Genomic DNA, 17,466 nt, shown 5'->3' with positions numbered 1-17,466 from the left:
AAGGCGGCGGGGTTTTTGAAAAAAAACAATCTATTATTCATTACAAAAAAACAACATCATGCAAGCAACAAATACGATCATGCCGTTAACCATCAGCGAGCAAGCCCGGCTACTGGGTATTTCCGCATCACAGGTTCGCCGCATTTACGGGGGCGCCCCCAATATACCAATGGCCGCCATCGAAAAAACGGTACAGCTGCAGCAGCTATGGGCAGCGCTGGAACAGGACCGGGCAGTAACAGCGCACCCCGATCCGGAGGCGCAAAAAACCGAAATAGCAGACCAGCTCCGGAAACTGCAGGAGCATATCGATGGCAAACGGCTCCGGCTGCGGTTCCAGGTATTCCATATAGAACGGCGTACCGGCAACCTGCCCCAGAAGATGGCGCTGATCCTGCACCTGGCAACAGCAGGCCCCGAAGGGCTCATTAACAAAAAGGAACTGGAGCTGATCCAATGGAACCTTTCGGAAAAGATCAGCAGCGCCGGCTGCTACCGGCAAAAGGCCATTGAAACGGAACTGGCGATCCTGGACGGCATAGAGCGGCTGATACAGGAACAGCTTCAAAAATTATAAGCCATTAAAATCTTTGCCATGCACACAATGATCCGATACTGGCCCAATATCGCGCTGCTTACCGGCCTGCTGGTGGTGGTACTGCTTGATTTTATTTTTGGAGTGGCCAAGGCCACGCTTACCGGCATCCGCCGCAGCTCACAGGGCTTCCGTAAAACCATTACCAAGTTCCTGCAATATGGTGGTTGCATCATCGTAGCGATGGTGATCCTGAACATCGTATATTGTTCCAACCAGGTGTTTGATCACCACTTTACCGGGTTCTTTGGAGACATCATGTTATATATCATGATCTACACCGAAGTGGTATCCGTTTTTGAGAATATGGAGGCGATGGCCCCGGGCAGCATCTTTGTAAAGGTTTTTGTACGCCCGGTGCGGCGCATCATTACCCTGCGGCTAAAGCGGTTATTTGGAGAGGAACCTCTTCCTGCTGCCCCACCCGGCTCAAATGATCCATAACCATGCATAGACTTAAAGACCAGACAGGTATTGATTCCCCGGTTCCCGGTGTTTCCTGAAAGAGACGCCGGGAACTGCATTGATAACAAGCGCGCAAAGCCCCCCAGCGAGCGCACCAACCGGAAAAATACCATCAATTAAAGACCAGGGTATAATACCGGTGTAATTCATGGAAAGATTCCTGAACGGGCGCCCAGGCCCATTTCACCATGGCGCCGCTATCATAATCGAGCCGGCAAAAATTGGCCCGCCATTGCGTGCCCTTTGCCGGTGGCATATTCTGAAAGGTGCTCAATAGTTCATAAGGGAAAAACAATTCGGCCGTCCAGGATTGAATGGCCGCCCCCGGCTGCATTTCCCCGCCGGTAATATGCACGGCCTTCTGTACTTTTTTCCGGCCTTCATATAGCGGCGGCGGCTGTGCGGCCATACGGCCGTTCTGCCGGCCCAGCAATAATACCAGCTCCTTATCCAGGGGACTTACCTCGTATTCAAAATACGCAGGCAAAGAAGGTTCCGGATGAAAGAACACCTCGAATACATCGCCCAGGAAAAGCTTTTCAAAATCTTTTTTAAAAGAAGAAGATACCCGTGCATCTGCGCCATCAAAAAGCACATACACCCCGGTAACGGAGTAAAGGATCTTAAACCGGCTTTTATAAGCGGTGCCGGCGGTATCCAGCTTTTGCAGATCGACCCATGGTGCTTTTTTCCATTGCGCATTCCTGCCCTTCCCGGTGATCCTGAAATCCTTGCAGGGATGCACCACCAGCGCCGTATCGGGACCGGGAAATAAAGCCCGGCCCGCGCCGGCAAAACCCGGCATTGCTGCCAGCTGTATGATCAAAAAAATAAAAAAGCATTTCCACATAGCAAACCATTTAACCGTATAACAGTGGCTGATGGAATATGGGCCCCATCGTTTACCGGAAAGATACAAAAAACGCAACAATCGCCCTGGCGATGCATGCTTCCCGGTGTCTCATCCCGCAACGGAAACAGCAGGCGCCGTATCAGCCCCCAGGGAACCTTTATCAACAGCCCTGCTGAGCGAAAGCCCATAAGATTATTGTAAACACATCATCGGTTTTATTATGCAGACAAGCAACGCAGCATAACCGTAAAAACTTTATTCACCCCTGTTGTGTTCCCATACCAGTTTATTATTTTTGGGTCATAATTGCAAATATGAAGCAGTATTTTACCGGATTACTGATGATGATGCTGGTACCATTAGCATCGCCGGCGCAGATCATTACCCATAAAGATCCCATGATCGAAAAAATGGCGGCGGCTGTTTCGGCCGATTCCTTACGCTCCTATATCGATGCATTGGTTGCCTTTAACACGAGGCATACCTTAAGCACACAACAGCAGCCCCGTGAGGGCATAGGTGCTGCACAGCGATGGGTGCTCCAAAAATTCCGGCAATTTGCTTCCGGATCCGGCGGTAACCTTTCTTCCTTTATCGATACGGTAACGTATACGCCGGACAGCAAAAGAGTAGACAAGCCCTTTGTGCTGGGTAATGTGGTGGCCATTTTAAAGGGAACCGATCCGCTGGACCGGCGGGTACTGATGATCACCGGGCACCTCGACAGCCGGCGAACGGATGTAATGGACCGTACCGGCACAGCACCGGGTGCTAACGACGATGGCAGCGGTGTGGCGGCCGTACTTGAATGTGCCCGGGTAATGAGCCGGCAGGCATTTCCGGTAACGGTTGTTTTTGTGGCTACCTCCGGCGAAGAGCAGGGCCTGTTGGGCGCCCGCTTTCTGGCAGACCAGGTAACAGCAAAAAACTGGCACCTGGAAGCCTTACTGAACAATGATATTATAGGGAGTAATAACAGCAATGAAACCCGGATCATCAATAATACCCAGGTCCGCGTTTTTAGTGAGGGCCTTCCCTTAAAGGCCGACCGGGAGGCCTTTGTAAAGATCCGCTCCCTGGGGTTGGAAAATGACGGCGCCCCCCGGCAGCTGGCACGCTATTTTAAAGAGATCGGCGAACGTTATGTAGACAATATGACCGTAAAGCTGGTTTACCGCAATGACCGCTTCCTACGCAACGGGGATCACAGCCCTTTTGTTGAAAAAGGATATACCGCCGTACGGGTCACTGAAATGAATGAGAACTTTGAACATCAGCACCAGGATGTTCGCACAGAGAACGGCGTGCAGTATGGCGATCTTCCCCGGTTTATGGACTTTGAATACCTGCGGAAAAATACTGCGCTGAACCTGGTTACCCTGGCCAACCTGGCAAAAGCGCCGGCGGTACCACAACGCGTTGCCTACATCACCAAAGGGCTGGAAAATTCCACCACTATCCAATGGACGGCTCCCGCTACAGGCGCGTGCAAGGGTTATTACCTGCTGATGCGGGAGACCAGCAGTCCGCAATGGGAGAAAAAGATCTTTACCCCGGCAACCACCATCACGGTTCCTTATTCAAAGGACAATTATTTTTTTGCCATACAATCCGTGAGTGCAGAGGGGAATGAAAGTCTTCCCGCATTGCCGGGTCTTTCATCCTCCAAATGATAACCGGTTCCAAAGGCCTTATAAAAAGTCAGGAAAGTTACTTATATAAATGAGGTTGCAGCAAAAAAAAGGATAATCTATTAATAGATCATCCTTTTTCTAATAAGGTTCCTTTGTCCGTAAAAACTGCTCCGCTGCGGTTGGGGTGACAATGATCTTTCCCGGCGGGATCTTCCGGTTACCAGACTGTCCGTATGCACAGCATTCTTTCAGCATCCCTACATTGCGTTCCTGATAACGAACAAGGTTTGCTTATGTATAACCAGGACTTCCTTAATATCCCTTCGCCGTTTGTGCGCTGACCAGATTCGGATTTTTATCAACTGCCGACTGGGGATAAGGCATCAGGATAAATTTGTCGTTCCAGATTCTTGTCTGTGCAACCGAATTATTCAGATCTTTCAGGCTGCCCATTACATTTTTTGCGATGCCCCATCTGCGGATGTCAAAATACCGCTGCCCCTCGCCTGCCAGTTCCAGCCGCCGTTCATTCCGGATCAGCTCCCGCAATTTATCTTTGGTATTAAAGGAAGCCTCGTCAACCGGGGGCATGCCGGACCGGTCTCTTATATCATTTAAAGCCGCATAAATAGTGGCGTCCGGACCGCTGACTTCATTTTTAGCCTCTGCAAAAGACAGCAATACTTCGGCATAGCGAATGATCGGAAAATCCTGGGCACCATCCCAGTCGGTAGATACAAAGGCCGGGTCTACTAATTTTTTAAAATTATACCCGATCTTGCTGTTATTGTTATTAACGCCGGACTTCCACGTAAATACATATCCCTGCGCATACCGGTTCCAGGTGGTGGTTGGGAAAAGCACACTGGCATATAAACGGGTGTCCCTGTTTTTAAACTCGGAGAAATAAGCTGCGTTGGAATTACCATCGCGGAAATTCGCAGCCCTGGTTTCCGGGGAAGGCGCCGTAAATGGCTTCCCGTCACGTCCCCAATATGCATCTACCAGGCCCTGTGTGGGCGTAATGGAGCTCCACCCCCCCAGTTCGGCCGGAGGAAATAAGGTATTTAAACCATTGCCCCAGGCATAGGAGGAATTGGTAATGCTCTGCGAGCTTAGAATCACTTCCTTGCTGGTTAATTCATTGGCCGCCCAGAACTGCTGCTCATAGCTTGCCAGGCCTTTATAAAACCGGGTTTTATCGTCATTGTTTGCAAAATCTACAAAAGGCGCATAATCCTCCGTCATATCCGCAGCCGATACCGAAGGAACGCGGAAAAGTTCGTAACCCATGCCCATTACTTTTTGTGCGCTGGTAACCGCATCGGCCCATTTTCCAAAATGAAGCTGTACCCGCGTCAGCATGGCCCAGGCGGCCCCGCTGGTAATACGTCCCTTTTCATTACCGGCTCCGCCGGGATAGCTGGCAGGAAGATCGGGAGCGGCAGCCTGCAGTTCTGTTATTACAAAACTGATAACGTCTGCCTGTGTTGCAGGAGCCACCTTGGTTTCGGCCGGATCTGTATAGGCATCTTTTAACAGCGGCACCGGACCAAATGTGGCCGCCAGTTCATAAAAAGCAAAGGCCCTGATCGCTCTTGCTTCAGCAATATACCGCTTCCGGGTACCCTCATCCATGGGCGCCTTCCCGATATTGGCCAGGAAATAGTTGAGCGTACGGATGGATTGATACCGGCTGTTATATCCTGCATCCAATGAAGGATCCACATTGCCGGCACTTACAAATGTGGCCGTACTTTCCCAGTAATATTGGGCAAAGGCATTATCAGAAGCTCCGTCATTATAGGCATAATTATACCCATATTGTAAATACCCATAGCAGGCGTTGAGGGCAAGCAACGCATCTCTTGAAGATTTCCAGAACGACCCGGACGATACCTGGTCCTGGGGAACATAGTCTAATTTTGATTTTGAACAGCTGATCACAGACAATAAGCTCCCGATACAAATGATATATAGCGTAACACGTTTCATGTTGTAACTTTTAGGTAGGTTAAAAAGTGAGGTTAACGCCGATGGAATAAGATTTGAGCTGCGGGTAGGCCGCCCTTGCGGAAGGCGCTTCCACATCAAAGTCTTTCATACGTTTATCGCCTCTGAATGTAAATGGATTGTTGCTGGAGTAATAGACCCGCAACCCTTTGATCTTTGCTCTTTCAAGAACCGCAGCCGGCAATGAATAGCCAAAGGACAGCGATTTGATCCTGAAATAATCGGCATTGAACAACCAAAAGCTCGATAGCTGCAGGTTTTGCGCATTTGCCGATGAGCGCAGTACCCGGGGATAAACAGCATTGGGATTGGGATTATCGCTGGTCCACCGGCCCAATACATATGCCTTTACGCCCGCTCCATTAAAAAAGGCCTGTGAGGCTTCATTTTCGAGGTATACCTGTACGCCGGATACACCCTGGCCGATAATCGAAAAATCAAAATTTTTATATCCCAGTGTGGCGTTCGCCCCATAGGTAAGATACGGCACATCGTTACCGGTGATCACCCGGTCGTTTGCATCGATCTGCTTATTTCCATCCTGGTCTACATATTTAATATCGCCGGCCTTTGTGTTTGAAAATTGTTTTGCATGACCGGCTACCTCATCATCACTTACAAACAAGCCATCCGCTTTGTACATATAAAAGGATCCCACAGCTGCACCCACGCGGTTAATATAATACCCGCTGATCATATCGGTATTGTCGGCATTTCCAAGCGACAGGATCTTGTTTTTGATCTTGCTGAAGTTTCCGCCGATGGAATAGCTGAAGCCGCCGATATGGTTGGCATAATTCAGGGAAACTTCAACACCTCTGTTTTGCACTTTTCCCATGTTCCGGGAAGGATATAAGGAACTGGACAAGCCCGCTTCGGCCGGTACCGACTGATCGGTTAATAAAATATCGTTGGTGATTTTATTAAACCAGTCGGCCTGTAAAGAGACCTTATTTTTAAACAGGCTTACATCCAGCCCCAGGTCCGTCATGGTAACCTTTTCCCAGGAGAGGTTGGGGTTTGCCAGTTTTCCCGGAGACACACCATCCTGCTGTTTTTCATCCAGGATGGCCACTGTTCCGGAACTCAGGCCATCGAAAAAGTCGTAGTTGCCCACATTATTAATATTGCCCAGTTTTCCCCAGGAGCCCCTGAGCTTCAGTTCAGACAGCCAGGCAATATTTTGCATAAATGCTTCCTTTGAAATGCGCCAGGCTCCGGAGAAGGATGGATAGTATCCCCACCGGTGCCCCGGTGCAAACCGCGAAGACTCATCACCCCTGAAGTTCGCCTCCAGGAAATAGGTTTCGTTATACGAATAGTTCAGTCTTCCGAATGCTGAAAACATTGCATTTTGCTGTATGCCGCTGGTGCTAACACCGGGTATGGTACCCGTTACCGTGGTATTGAGCGGATCGGTAGAGCCGGCATCGATCGAATTGAGCTCGTCGTTTACAAAATTCTTCCGGATCACGCGCAGGGCCCGGCTTTTATTATTCTCGTATGAAGTACCCACCAGCAGTTTCAGAAAATGACGGGCGATCCGCTTTTCATAATTTGCCGTAAACTGACTTAGCAAGCTGGTATTATTGACCCAATCTTCCGTTAACTGGTTTACCGTAACGGCCGTTGAATTTAACGGTGCCCCTGTAATAAAGTTGGGGATCGGGTTCATACGGTTCAGATAGGCATCAGCGATAGAATTAAAATTATTATACGAGAACAACCCGTTCAGGTCCAAACCTTCAACCGGCGTAAAGGTTCCGGTAAGATTTCCAATAAACCGGTTACCGGCCGAACTGTTGCGTCCTCCTTCCTGCAGCTTGCGAACCGGGTTGTCAGCGGCAAGCGTTGCATCAATTTTTCCTCCGTTCATGCTGCCCCATTCTCCGTTCGACTGTTTGTTTACCAGCAGGGGAATGACCCGGTTTAAACTTACAAAACTGAGCGGCCCGCTTTTGCTGTCGATATCATCGCGCACATAAGATATATTGGTACCGATCTTTAATTTTTCAGAAACCTGTGACTCTACATTTGACCGGAAGGAGTAGCGTTTAAGATCTTTATTCGGAATTAAAGAGCCCTGCTTGAAAAAGGCGCCGCTAAAATAATACCGGGTAGTACCACCTCCGGAAACATTTACCTGGTGCTCGGTGATGGGTGCCGATGACCGCAGCGCCAGTTTATACCAGTCGTTGTTGGGAAAGCTATCCAAAGCGGAACCGTCTTTTATTTTTTGCAGCTGCGCATCAGAAAATGGTGCAGCGCCGCCGGCATTTTGCGCAGCTTCATTGCTTAAGATGGCATAATCATAGGAACCCAGCCAGTGCGGCAGCACGGTGGGTTTTTGCGAGCCATAGTACCCATTATAATTCACCACGGCTTTACCGCCCTTTTTACCGCTTTTTGTTTTTACCAGTATGACGCCATAAGCTGCCCGCGATCCGTAAATAGAGGAGGCGGAGGCATCTTTCAACACAGAAATCGATTCCACATCCGCCGGGTTGATCCGCGCAAAATCACCGGCCGATACCGGCACCCCATCTACTACAAACAGCGGCGAAGAAGTGCCCAGGTTGCCCCTGCCTCTTACATTGATGGAGCCGATATCACTGCCTACATCCCCGGGTCGGGCTAAAATGACCATTCCCGGTACAATGCCCTGCAATGAATTGGTAAGCGAGGTTACGGGGCGGCTGGTGATCTGAGCAGTATTGACCGTATTTACCGCGCCGGACAGGTTCACTCTTTTTTGTGTACCATAACCCACTACCACCACTTCTTCTATCTGCTTTGCCTGCGTTTTGAGGGTTACTGCAATATTGCCGGAGCTGCCGATCGATATTTCAATGGTGGCATAGCCGATGGCTGATATTTCCAGTACATCCCCTTCCGCCGCTTCAATCCTGAAGTTTCCGTCTTTATCGGTAACAACGCCCCGATTGGTTCCTTTCACATTTACCGATGCCATGGGAATGGCTTCACCCGCTTCATTCCGGACCACACCCGTTAGCTGCCGGTACTGCGCACTAACGAAAACAGGCTCCTCCGATGAGGTTAACACAATCCTGTTTTTGGGAATCACCTCCCATTTAATGGAGGTTCCGTTCAGCAGTTTAGACAGGGTCTGGTTGATCCCTGCGTTTACAATATTGATCGTAAATTTCTGGCCAACCGGCAAATCATCGCTGCTGTAATAAAACCGGTAGCGGGTTTGTTTTTCAATTTGAGCAAAGATCTGCTGTATGCTTATATTATCTGCCTTCAGGTTGATGACCTCCTGAGCATGGTTTGCCGCCGACACCTGCAGGGCAATAAAAAGAAAAAAGGTAGACAATTTCATAATCAGAATGGCTCTCCGCAGATACAAAAATGTACCCGCAGAAAAAAGACAAGCGCTTTTTTCCATAATTTTGTTTTAAGTTTTAGACTATTTGTTCGTGTTTAAGACCCTGTTAATGGAGGATGTTGCCGCATTCTCCATTTTTTTTATACCCTATGTTTGTTCGCTCATTGGCAAAATATTTAAATCGTTAGTAAATAAGCACTGTATTTTTTTCAAGCCGGTAATGAAAGGGCTTGATCATTTGCAGGATGCGGAGGATATCCTCCAGGTTCGTTTCATCAAATACGCCGGTATAATGATAACCGGCCACCTGGTTATTTGCAAAGCTGATCGTTACCTCAAACCGCCGTTCAAATTCCACGGCTATTTCAGAAAGCGGCTTGTCTTTAAACGCCATCTTGTTATGCAGCCAGGATGTTTCTACAATTTCACTGTCTGCAACGCTAATATTGGTAATGCGGATATCTTTTGTGGCGGACGGGGCGGTTTTTGAAGTGTTTACCGGCCGTTCTATGATCACTTTTTCAGAAGGTTCCATACGGATGGTCCGCTTCGTTTTTACCAGGGTCATTTCGATACTTCCCTTTAGCAGGGAGGTTTCCATTTTGTCTTCATTATTATAGTTCCGCACATTGAATTCCGTACCCAGCACTTTGATATCGGCTTCTGAAGTATGCACAATAAATGGCACTTTGGCATTGTGCGCCACCTCAAAATAGCCTTCACCAACCAGTGTAACCTCCCGGGTGGTTTGGCCAAAACCGGGTTTATAGCTCAGGTAACTGTTTGTATTCAGGTGCACAATGGTACCGTCCGGAAGGGAAAGCGTTGATTTAGATCCCCGGGGCGTTGCCGCTGTAAGCGCCGCAGGAGGCAGGGTTGTATTTTTCCCTTTAAACAGGTAGCCTCCGAGGCCCAGCACCAATATAAGCAATGCGGCTATGGAACAAAAGGCCAGCACTTTCTTAAAGCCGGCGGTTCTGGTTTTCACCGGTACAACCGATGGCAACGCCGCTGCTGCAGGGTTATGTATCATCTTCAGATAATGCGGCAGATAAGCAGCTTCGGTATCAATCGATGCCTCCGGGGGGGCGGGTTTCAATAACTGGTCGTGCAGGAACTGAAGCTCCGCATCGCCCTGCAGGATATGTTCGAGCTCCCATAGCTCTTCCTGCGTGGCTTCCTCAGACAATTTGCGGCCCATTAAATCATAAAACCGGTCCTGTGAAGACATCCTCATGTATATTCCTTACATCTATGACGTTTGAACGAACCGTTTCCGTGAATGGTCTGGAAAAATTATTTTTTCTCCGTTGCGAGGTAGCTTTTTAATGCCAGGCGGATCTTTTTTAATGCAAGCCGCATATGTGTTTCTACTGTGTTTTGCGAAATCTCAAGGATCCCGGAAACCTGTTTATAGGTAAAACCCTGCTCCTTTATAAGTTTGAAAACCAATTGACTCTGTGTTGGCAAGGCCTCAACGGCCGTTCTGATATAATGATCCAGCTCGCTTGTGATGTATAACCGTTCCGGGGTAAGGGCATCCACCAATCCGGGCTCCTGGTCATAAGCAGCTGCAGCCACCAAAATATCCCGCTTTTGTTTCCGCAGGATATCCACCGCTTTGTTGCGTGCCATCCGGAACAGGTACAACGACAGGTCTTCTACATAATTGAGCTCACGGCCCATGGTCCAGACCTTCAGCAACGTTTCGGAAACCACATCTTCCGCGTCATCCCTGTTTTTGACAATGGTATTAACAAACCGCACCAGTAAGGGATGAAAATGAAAAAACAATGCTTTGTAGGCCGCCTCATCCTGCAAATAAGCAAGCCGGTTTTGCAACTGCAATATTTCCTGTCTTGTTTTCAACGAAGACAAATATCGTCAAAAGTTCATATTCACAAATAGAAAATAGTTTTAAACTGATGGCCCTGTTGCCTCAGCATCCGGCCGCACAAAGCAAAAACAGCCGTTCCAGTTTGGAGAACATCTTCTATATGCTGAACCACCTGATTTAAAACCAATCAATTGCATGTCTTGTTATTATTTACAGGCACAGCAGGCAGCAACCCGGTTTGCAAAACCGGTACTGCTTAAAAAAAAAAAGCCCGGTTCTCCGGTACCGGAAATGATGCTGTGTACGCTCCTCCTTCTTACCTTACCCCGGAGCGCTGTTCCGGGGCTTATTGTATTTGCTTTTTAAGCTCCTTTGCCCATGCTTCAATTTCTTTCTTATCGGTATCGGACAGTATTGCATTGCGATGAATGAGGGTATAGGAAGTAAGGGGCATTTCGCCTTTGTGAACGGTTTCCGCCACCTCATCCAGTTTATGCAGTTTCTTCTTAACCGGATAGGTATTAAATTCATCAAAATTCAAATGTCGTTTGCCGGAATTGATATGGTTGGCAAGCCACCATTTTACCGGCTGTACCTGGTTGTACCAGGGATAGCGGGTATTATTGGAATGACAGTCATAGCAACTGGTCTTTAACAAGGTTTGTATATGCGGGGGCACGGCATAATGTTTATCGATGGCATTTTCGGAGGCAACGGCTGCGCTGTTTTTACCGGTTCCGAAAAATTGTATCACCACCAGCAGCAGCAAAACGCCAATGATTATTTTTTTAACAACAGCCTTTTTTTTCATCTCCTGGTATTTACGATTTTAAACATGCGGATCTGCATACAAACATCCATCAAGTGGGCGCCCTACAGGCTTATTCCCCTTCACCTTCCGTATTCTTTAGCTGCATCAGCAGGGTGTACGCATTTTTTGTTACGATATTTTTTCCTGAAAATTCCTGATAATTCTGAACCTGTACAAATCCTTTTTCTGCTGTGCCGGCTGTAACGGGGGTTAACCGGTACGTTTTTGGTTTTTCCTCTACAAACACATAGCTTTTTCCTTCAAAATCCACCACACTTTCTTCCGGTACCACATGGGCCAGGCTGGTTTCTACCTGAATTTCCGCATTCATATAAATGCCGGGAACCAGGTTCCGGTCGTATTTTTCAAAATGACAATGCACGTCTGCCAGTCCACCCGCTGTTATATCCCTGCTGATCAGGTGAATTTCGCCGTAATATTTTTGATCCGGATTGATATTGGTATACGCTACCACTCGCTGCCCCGGTTTTAGCATTGCCAGATCTTTTTCATATACTTTAAGATTCAGATGGATGTCTTCCGGGTTAACAAGTTCAAAAAGAATATCAGCAGGGTTCACATATTTTCCTATGTTCACATTTACCTTGCTTACGTAACCATTGATGCTGCTATACACCGGAACGCTCCTGCGCATATTTTCCGGTGTGATACCGGAGGGCGTAATATGCACCAGTTGCAGCTGCTGGGCAATGGCGTTCATCAATATCTGCTGGCTGTTCATTTCGGATTGCGCCTGCTGCATTATTTTGTCGCTGCTTGCCTGGCTTTGATTCAGCTCCTTCTGGCGATTATAATCCAGCGTGGCAAAATGCAGCTTTGACTTCGCCGTAAGATAATCCTGCTGCAATTGTATAAACTGCGGATTTTCGATTACTGCGATCACTTCCCCTTTTGAAACCTTCATGCCCGGCAGCAGCCGGGTGCTTTTCAAATACCCGCCCAGCGGCGTGCTTACAGAGATCATATGCTGGGGCGGCACATCAATTTTTCCGTTCAGCTTCAGCACCGCGGCCATTTGCTGTGTAGCCAGCTGTATGGTTGCAACCGGTGCATTCCGCAACTGGGCATCGGTTAGTGTAACAACATATTCGTCTTTCGGAGCCACTGCTGCCTGCCTCTTTTCCTCCTTGCTGCCACATGCGGCCAGCATTCCTGAAAGTGCTATAACAACGGGTATATTTACAATTCTTGTTTTCATGCGTTTGTTTTTTCTTTGGGGCCAACTCAAAAGTCTGTTACCGATCCCTTCTACTTTTTAGATGTTTGGATACTCCTGTTTGCCAGGGCGGCCTGTCAACAGACGTTCTTTTAGTTACCCTTTTAATTAATTGATCGTTATATACTGGAGCGCTATGGCATTTTCATTCAATTTCCAAATAGCTTCTGCATAATTGCTTCTTACCAAAACAGCCTGGTTTACCAGCACTACAAATTCCAGATAATTGATGGCTCCGTTTAAAAACTGTTTCTTTGCCGTTTCAACAATGATCTGTGCATTTTTCAGTTCGGAGGTTTCATACTGCTGCACAATACCCAGATTGCTTTTATAGGCCTGTAACAGCTGCTCATATTGTTTTTTTAAAGCGGCCCGTGCATTTTCTAAATGATCGGCTTCGATGCCGGCAGCCATTTTAGAGGCTTCAATCCTTGCCTTTTGTCCACGGGAAAACAAGGGAACCGATATGCCTGCCTGAACCGAATGAAACCGGGGACTGGCATCATATAACGTTTCATCGGGCCCCATGCCTTTAAAACTATTCAGATTATAACCCAGTTGCCAGCCCGGAAGCAGTTTGGACCGTTCAACAGCCGTTTGTTGTACTGCAATCACTTGCTGCTGCTCCAGCACCTGCAGCATGGGATGGGCGTTTAATGCATCCATTACCAATACCGCTTTCGGCTCTCCGGCCGGAACATAATCTGTTTCCGAATTCAACAGCCACCGGAACTGCAGCCGAACGGTGTTTAGCTCCTGCCGTACCTGTTGCAACTGGATATCGATGGCCGCCTTCTGCTGGTCGGCCGTGGTTTTCTCCAGCAGATTGCTCTCTCCTGCTTTCAGGCGCAGCGCTGCCTTGTCCTGGAAACCGGAATAGAGCTGAACGGCCTCCAGCAGTAGTTTTTCCTTCTCCTTCCAATACAAAAAATCGTAGTAGGCAAGACTCACTGCTTTTTTCAGTTCAAATGCCTGCAGGGAAACATTGAGCGCGCTTTTTTTCCATTCTTCGGTATACAGGTTTTTCTGTCGCTTATAAACAGCCGGGAACGCCATACTTTGCGCAATCCCCAACCGGGTATCCTTATAAACGCTGTTAACCTGCCCGTAATCCACCGTGATACCGGTTTGCGGAATATCGGCACCGGAAGTTTTAATGAGTGCTTTGGCATAATCGGAGCGAAGCTGTTCATGCTTCAGGTTCCGGTTCTGCTGCAGGGCAAGACGAACGGCCTCATCCAGGGAAACAGGCACCTGTGCGTTCAGGGCTCCTCCCAAAAGCAGGGAGCAGAAGATCAACAAGGGTATTTTATTTCTATTGATTGTCTTTTTCATTTTTATTCCTTTTTCAATGGTTACATACAGCAGTGGTAATACAAACAGTGTCAATAAGGTTGCAATGATCAGCCCGCCGATCACCACGGTAGCCAGCGGCCGCTGTACCTCAGCACCGGCTCCGTTGCTGAGCGCCATGGGTATAAAACCCAGTGAAGCCACAGAAGCCGTCATCAGTACCGGCCGCAGCCGGCTTTCGCCTCCATCGGCCACGATCCTTACGATATTGCGGATGCCCCTTTTATAAAGACGGTTAAATTCAGAAATCAGTACGATGCCGTTTAATACAGCCACACCAAACAATGCAATAAACCCAACGCCTGCGCTGATGCTAAACGGCATTCCCCTGAGTGCGAGAAAAAATACACCGCCGATGATGGAAAGCGGAATGGCGGTATAGATCAGCAGGCTTTCCTTAACCGATTTAAATGCCAGGAACAGCAGGGTAAAGATGAGGGCCAATGCCACCGGAACAGCGATCATCAGGCGCCGTTTGGCATTGTTGAGGTTTTCGAAAGAACCTCCGTATTTAACGGAATACCCCGCAGGAAGTTTTACCCCTTTTTCTACTTTTGCCTGCAGTTCCGCTACGATACTTTGCACATCCCGGTCCTTAACATTGAACCCTACCACGATCCGGCGCTGTGCATTTTCGCGCTGCACCTGGTTGGGCCCCTGTTCAATATCCACGCTGGCCAGCTGTGCTAACGGGATCTGGTTGCCGGAAGGCGTTGGCACCAGCAGGTTCCGGATGTCATCGATATTTTTCCGGTCACCGGCATGCAGGCGTACCACCATATCAAAACGCCGCTCGCCCTCAAAAACAAGACCGGCGCTTTGGCCTGCAAATGCGGTATTGATGACCCGGTTTACATCGGCTACCGAAAGATGGTATTGCGCAATAACAGGGCGGTTGTATTTTACCACCACCTGCGGCAGTCCCGAAACCGGCTCAATATACAGGTTTTGAGTACCCCTTACGGTTTCGATGATCCGGCCTATTTTCTGTGCGCTCTGAACCAGGGAATCCAGGTTGTCGCCAAAAATTTTCAGCACCACATCCTGCCGGGCTCCCGTCATCAGTTCATTGAACCGCATCTGAACCGGGTATTGAAAGCCAACGGTAATACCGGGCACATCCTCCAGCGCCCGGGTCATTTTATCTGCCAGTTCGGGAAAGGATCTGGCAGACGTCCATTTTTTCTTGTCTTTCAGGATCACCATCATATCCGATGCGTCCATCGGCATAGGGTCTGTAGGTACTTCCCCGCTTCCGATCTTCGTAACCACTTTTTCTACTTCCGGGAACCGGGTCCTGAGAATATGTACGGCCTTCTGCGTGCTTTCGATGGTTGTATTCAGGTTGCTTCCCGGCAACACGCGGGTATCAACGGCAAAGTCGCCTTCTTCCAGCGACGGAATAAACTCGCCGCCCAGCCGGCTAAGGATAAAAATGGCAAGTACAAACAAAGCCAGCACCAGTGCAAAAATAGTTTTGGGAATCCTCAGCACCCGGAACAGCGTTTTTATGTACAGCACCTCCAATTTTTTCATCATCCGATCGGATAAGGAAGGTTTGGGGTTCCGTTTCTTTAGGAGTACCGCGCTCATCATAGGAATATAAGTGAGGGATAACAGGAATGCGCCCAGCAACGCAAAGGCAACGGTTTCTGCCATAGGTTTAAACATTTTTCCTTCAATCCCCTGTAAGGTAAGAATCGGGAGATATACCACCAGGATAATCACCTGCCCGAAAACAGCGCTATTCATCATTCTGCCGGCAGACTCCTCTACAACCCGGTCCATTTCCCTGCCGGGGATCTTTAAAAGATGTTTAAATTTCCGATGCTGCATTAACTGGTGCAATACGGATTCTACAATGATCACCGCGCCATCAATGATCAGTCCGAAATCCAGCGCGCCCAAACTCATCAGGTTGCCGCTGACGCCGAAGAGGTTCATCATACAGATGGCAAAAAGCATTGCCAGGGGAATCACCGATGCCACCAGGAGCCCGGCCCGGATATTGCCTAAAAACAACACCAGTATAAATACCACGATCAATGCCCCTTCCAGCAGGTTGGTTTCAACAGTGCTGATGGCATGGTTCACCATTTTTGTACGGTCGAGGAACGGCTCTATCCGCACTCCTTCCGGAAGTGTTTTTTGTATTTCGGCAACGCGGGTTTTTACATCTTTAATTACCTGGCTGCTATTGGCTCCTTTCAGCATCATGACCACGGCCCCGGAAACCTCCCCGTTGTCGTTATAGGTCATGGCACCATAACGGGTAGCATACCCGGTTTTTACATCTGCCACATCCCTGATAAAAAGCGGCACTTCGTTTTGTTTACCGGTAATGGAAATTTGTTCAATATCTTCCTTATTCCCTACCAGCCCTTCGCTGCGGATGTACAGCACCGTAGGCCCCTTTTCGATATAAGCGCCACCGGTATTCTGGTTATTATCGTTTAATGCATTAAATACATCATTGATGGTAATACCATAGGCGTTGAGCTTACCGGGGTTTACTGCAATTTCATATTGTTTTAGTTTTCCGCCAAAGCTGCTGACTTCGGCCACGCCTTTTACACTGAGCAGCTGCCGCCGCACCATCCAGTCCTGGATGGTCCTCAACGCGGTAATATCGTATTTTTGTTCGTAGCCTTTTTCAGGACGTACCACATACTGATAGATTTCACCCAGCCCCGTGGAAATGGGCCCTAACTCCGGGTTGCCGATCCCCTGCGGGATCTCCTGCCGCGCCTGTTGCAGCCGTTCTGCAACCTGCTGGCGTGCCCAGTAAATATCAATATCATCGTCAAAAACAATGGTAACCAGTGAAAGTCCGAACCGGGAGAAGCTCCGGATCTCCTTTAACCCGGAAATATTGCTGTTGGCCTGTTCAATCGGAAAGGTAACCAGGCGTTCGATATCGGTTGCACCAAATGAGGGGGCAACGGTAATTACCTGCACCTGGTTATTGGTAATATCCGGAACCGCATCGATGGGCAACCGGGTTACCTGGTAGGCACCAATGCCCACCAGGGCCAAAACCAGTAATGCAATAATGAGTTTATTCCTTACGGAAAACGTGATAATTTTAGTAAGCATAATGATCCCTTACATCTTAAGTGTTAAAGAATGAGCTATGGCTGATGCTTTATTTTACAGGGCAGTGATGCACCCCGGCGGGAATGCGCCGGTACCCGGGAACAGCGTTCTGTAATACCCAAACAGGTATTGGCATACAACACCTACCATTGCACGGCTGGCTATAGCTGCGATACAGCATTGAAACCGGGGCTATATGTATAAATACCCCGGAAGACTGCCG

At 48.5% G+C, this 17,466-nt stretch carries 12 protein-coding genes; 4 read left to right on the top strand and 8 right to left on the bottom strand.

What is annotated here, in order from left to right:
• Nucleotides 1-58: 58 nt before the first annotated feature.
• Both Q1V85_RS23380 and Q1V85_RS23375 read left to right on the top strand, forming a co-directional pair.
• Nucleotides 59-577, top strand: coding sequence for a hypothetical protein (locus tag Q1V85_RS23380; protein ID WP_300604029.1), 519 nt, complete (start codon nt 59-61; stop codon nt 575-577).
• An 18-nt stretch (nt 578-595) separates the two neighbouring features.
• A complete protein-coding gene (locus Q1V85_RS23375) occupies nt 596-1,039 on the top strand; it encodes a phage holin family protein (RefSeq protein ID WP_300604026.1) in 444 nt (147 codons plus the stop codon).
• A gap of 133 nt (nt 1,040-1,172) precedes the next feature.
• Here the strand turns inward: Q1V85_RS23375 and Q1V85_RS23370 are convergent, their stop codons facing one another.
• A complete protein-coding gene (locus Q1V85_RS23370) occupies nt 1,173-1,910 on the bottom strand; it encodes a carbohydrate-binding family 9-like protein (protein ID WP_300604023.1) in 738 nt (245 codons plus the stop codon).
• A gap of 317 nt (nt 1,911-2,227) precedes the next feature.
• On the opposite strand from Q1V85_RS23370, the gene Q1V85_RS23365 reads away from it, so the two are divergent.
• A complete protein-coding gene (locus Q1V85_RS23365) occupies nt 2,228-3,586 on the top strand; it encodes a M20/M25/M40 family metallo-hydrolase (RefSeq protein ID WP_300604021.1) in 1,359 nt (452 codons plus the stop codon).
• 273 nt (nt 3,587-3,859) lie between these two features.
• On the opposite strand, the gene Q1V85_RS23360 is transcribed toward Q1V85_RS23365, so the two are convergent.
• From Q1V85_RS23360 to Q1V85_RS23345, 4 genes are all read right to left on the bottom strand, one after another.
• Nucleotides 3,860-5,542, bottom strand: coding sequence for a RagB/SusD family nutrient uptake outer membrane protein (locus tag Q1V85_RS23360; protein WP_300604018.1), 1,683 nt, complete (start codon nt 5,540-5,542; stop codon nt 3,860-3,862).
• Between the two features lie 19 nt (nt 5,543-5,561).
• Entirely contained in the window at nt 5,562-8,969 is a 3,408-nt protein-coding gene (locus tag Q1V85_RS23355) for a TonB-dependent receptor (protein WP_300604015.1), read from the bottom strand.
• A gap of 124 nt (nt 8,970-9,093) precedes the next feature.
• Complete coding sequence (locus Q1V85_RS23350; protein ID WP_300604013.1) at nt 9,094-10,146, bottom strand: FecR domain-containing protein; 1,053 nt, start codon at nt 10,144-10,146, stop codon at nt 9,094-9,096.
• Between the two features lie 59 nt (nt 10,147-10,205).
• Nucleotides 10,206-10,778, bottom strand: a complete 573-nt coding sequence (locus Q1V85_RS23345) for a sigma-70 family RNA polymerase sigma factor (protein ID WP_300604010.1) — start codon at nt 10,776-10,778, stop codon at nt 10,206-10,208.
• A gap of 163 nt (nt 10,779-10,941) precedes the next feature.
• On the opposite strand from Q1V85_RS23345, the gene Q1V85_RS23340 reads away from it, so the two are divergent.
• On the top strand, nt 10,942-11,112 hold the full coding sequence (locus tag Q1V85_RS23340) for a hypothetical protein (protein WP_300604007.1): 171 nt from the start codon (nt 10,942-10,944) through the stop codon (nt 11,110-11,112).
• Here the strand turns inward: Q1V85_RS23340 and Q1V85_RS23335 are convergent.
• The 3 genes from Q1V85_RS23335 to Q1V85_RS23325 form a co-directional block, all read right to left on the bottom strand.
• Entirely contained in the window at nt 11,093-11,557 is a 465-nt protein-coding gene (locus Q1V85_RS23335) for a heme-binding domain-containing protein (RefSeq protein ID WP_300604005.1), read from the bottom strand. The two genes, Q1V85_RS23340 and Q1V85_RS23335, sit on opposite strands and share 20 nt — an antisense overlap.
• Before the next feature lie 70 nt (nt 11,558-11,627).
• Nucleotides 11,628-12,776: an efflux RND transporter periplasmic adaptor subunit gene (locus Q1V85_RS23330; RefSeq protein ID WP_300604002.1), complete on the bottom strand. Its 1,149-nt coding sequence runs from the start codon at nt 12,774-12,776 to the stop codon at nt 11,628-11,630.
• 126 nt (nt 12,777-12,902) lie between these two features.
• Nucleotides 12,903-17,243 (bottom strand): CusA/CzcA family heavy metal efflux RND transporter, encoded by a 4,341-nt coding sequence (locus tag Q1V85_RS23325; protein WP_300603999.1) that lies wholly within the window; start codon nt 17,241-17,243, stop codon nt 12,903-12,905.
• Nucleotides 17,244-17,466: the final 223 nt, after the last annotated feature.

This window comes from Niabella sp., assembly GCF_030150205.1.
In the GTDB taxonomy this organism is placed as follows: domain Bacteria; phylum Bacteroidota; class Bacteroidia; order Chitinophagales; family Chitinophagaceae; genus Niabella.
This window is presented reverse-complemented; position numbering and strand designations above follow the sequence as displayed.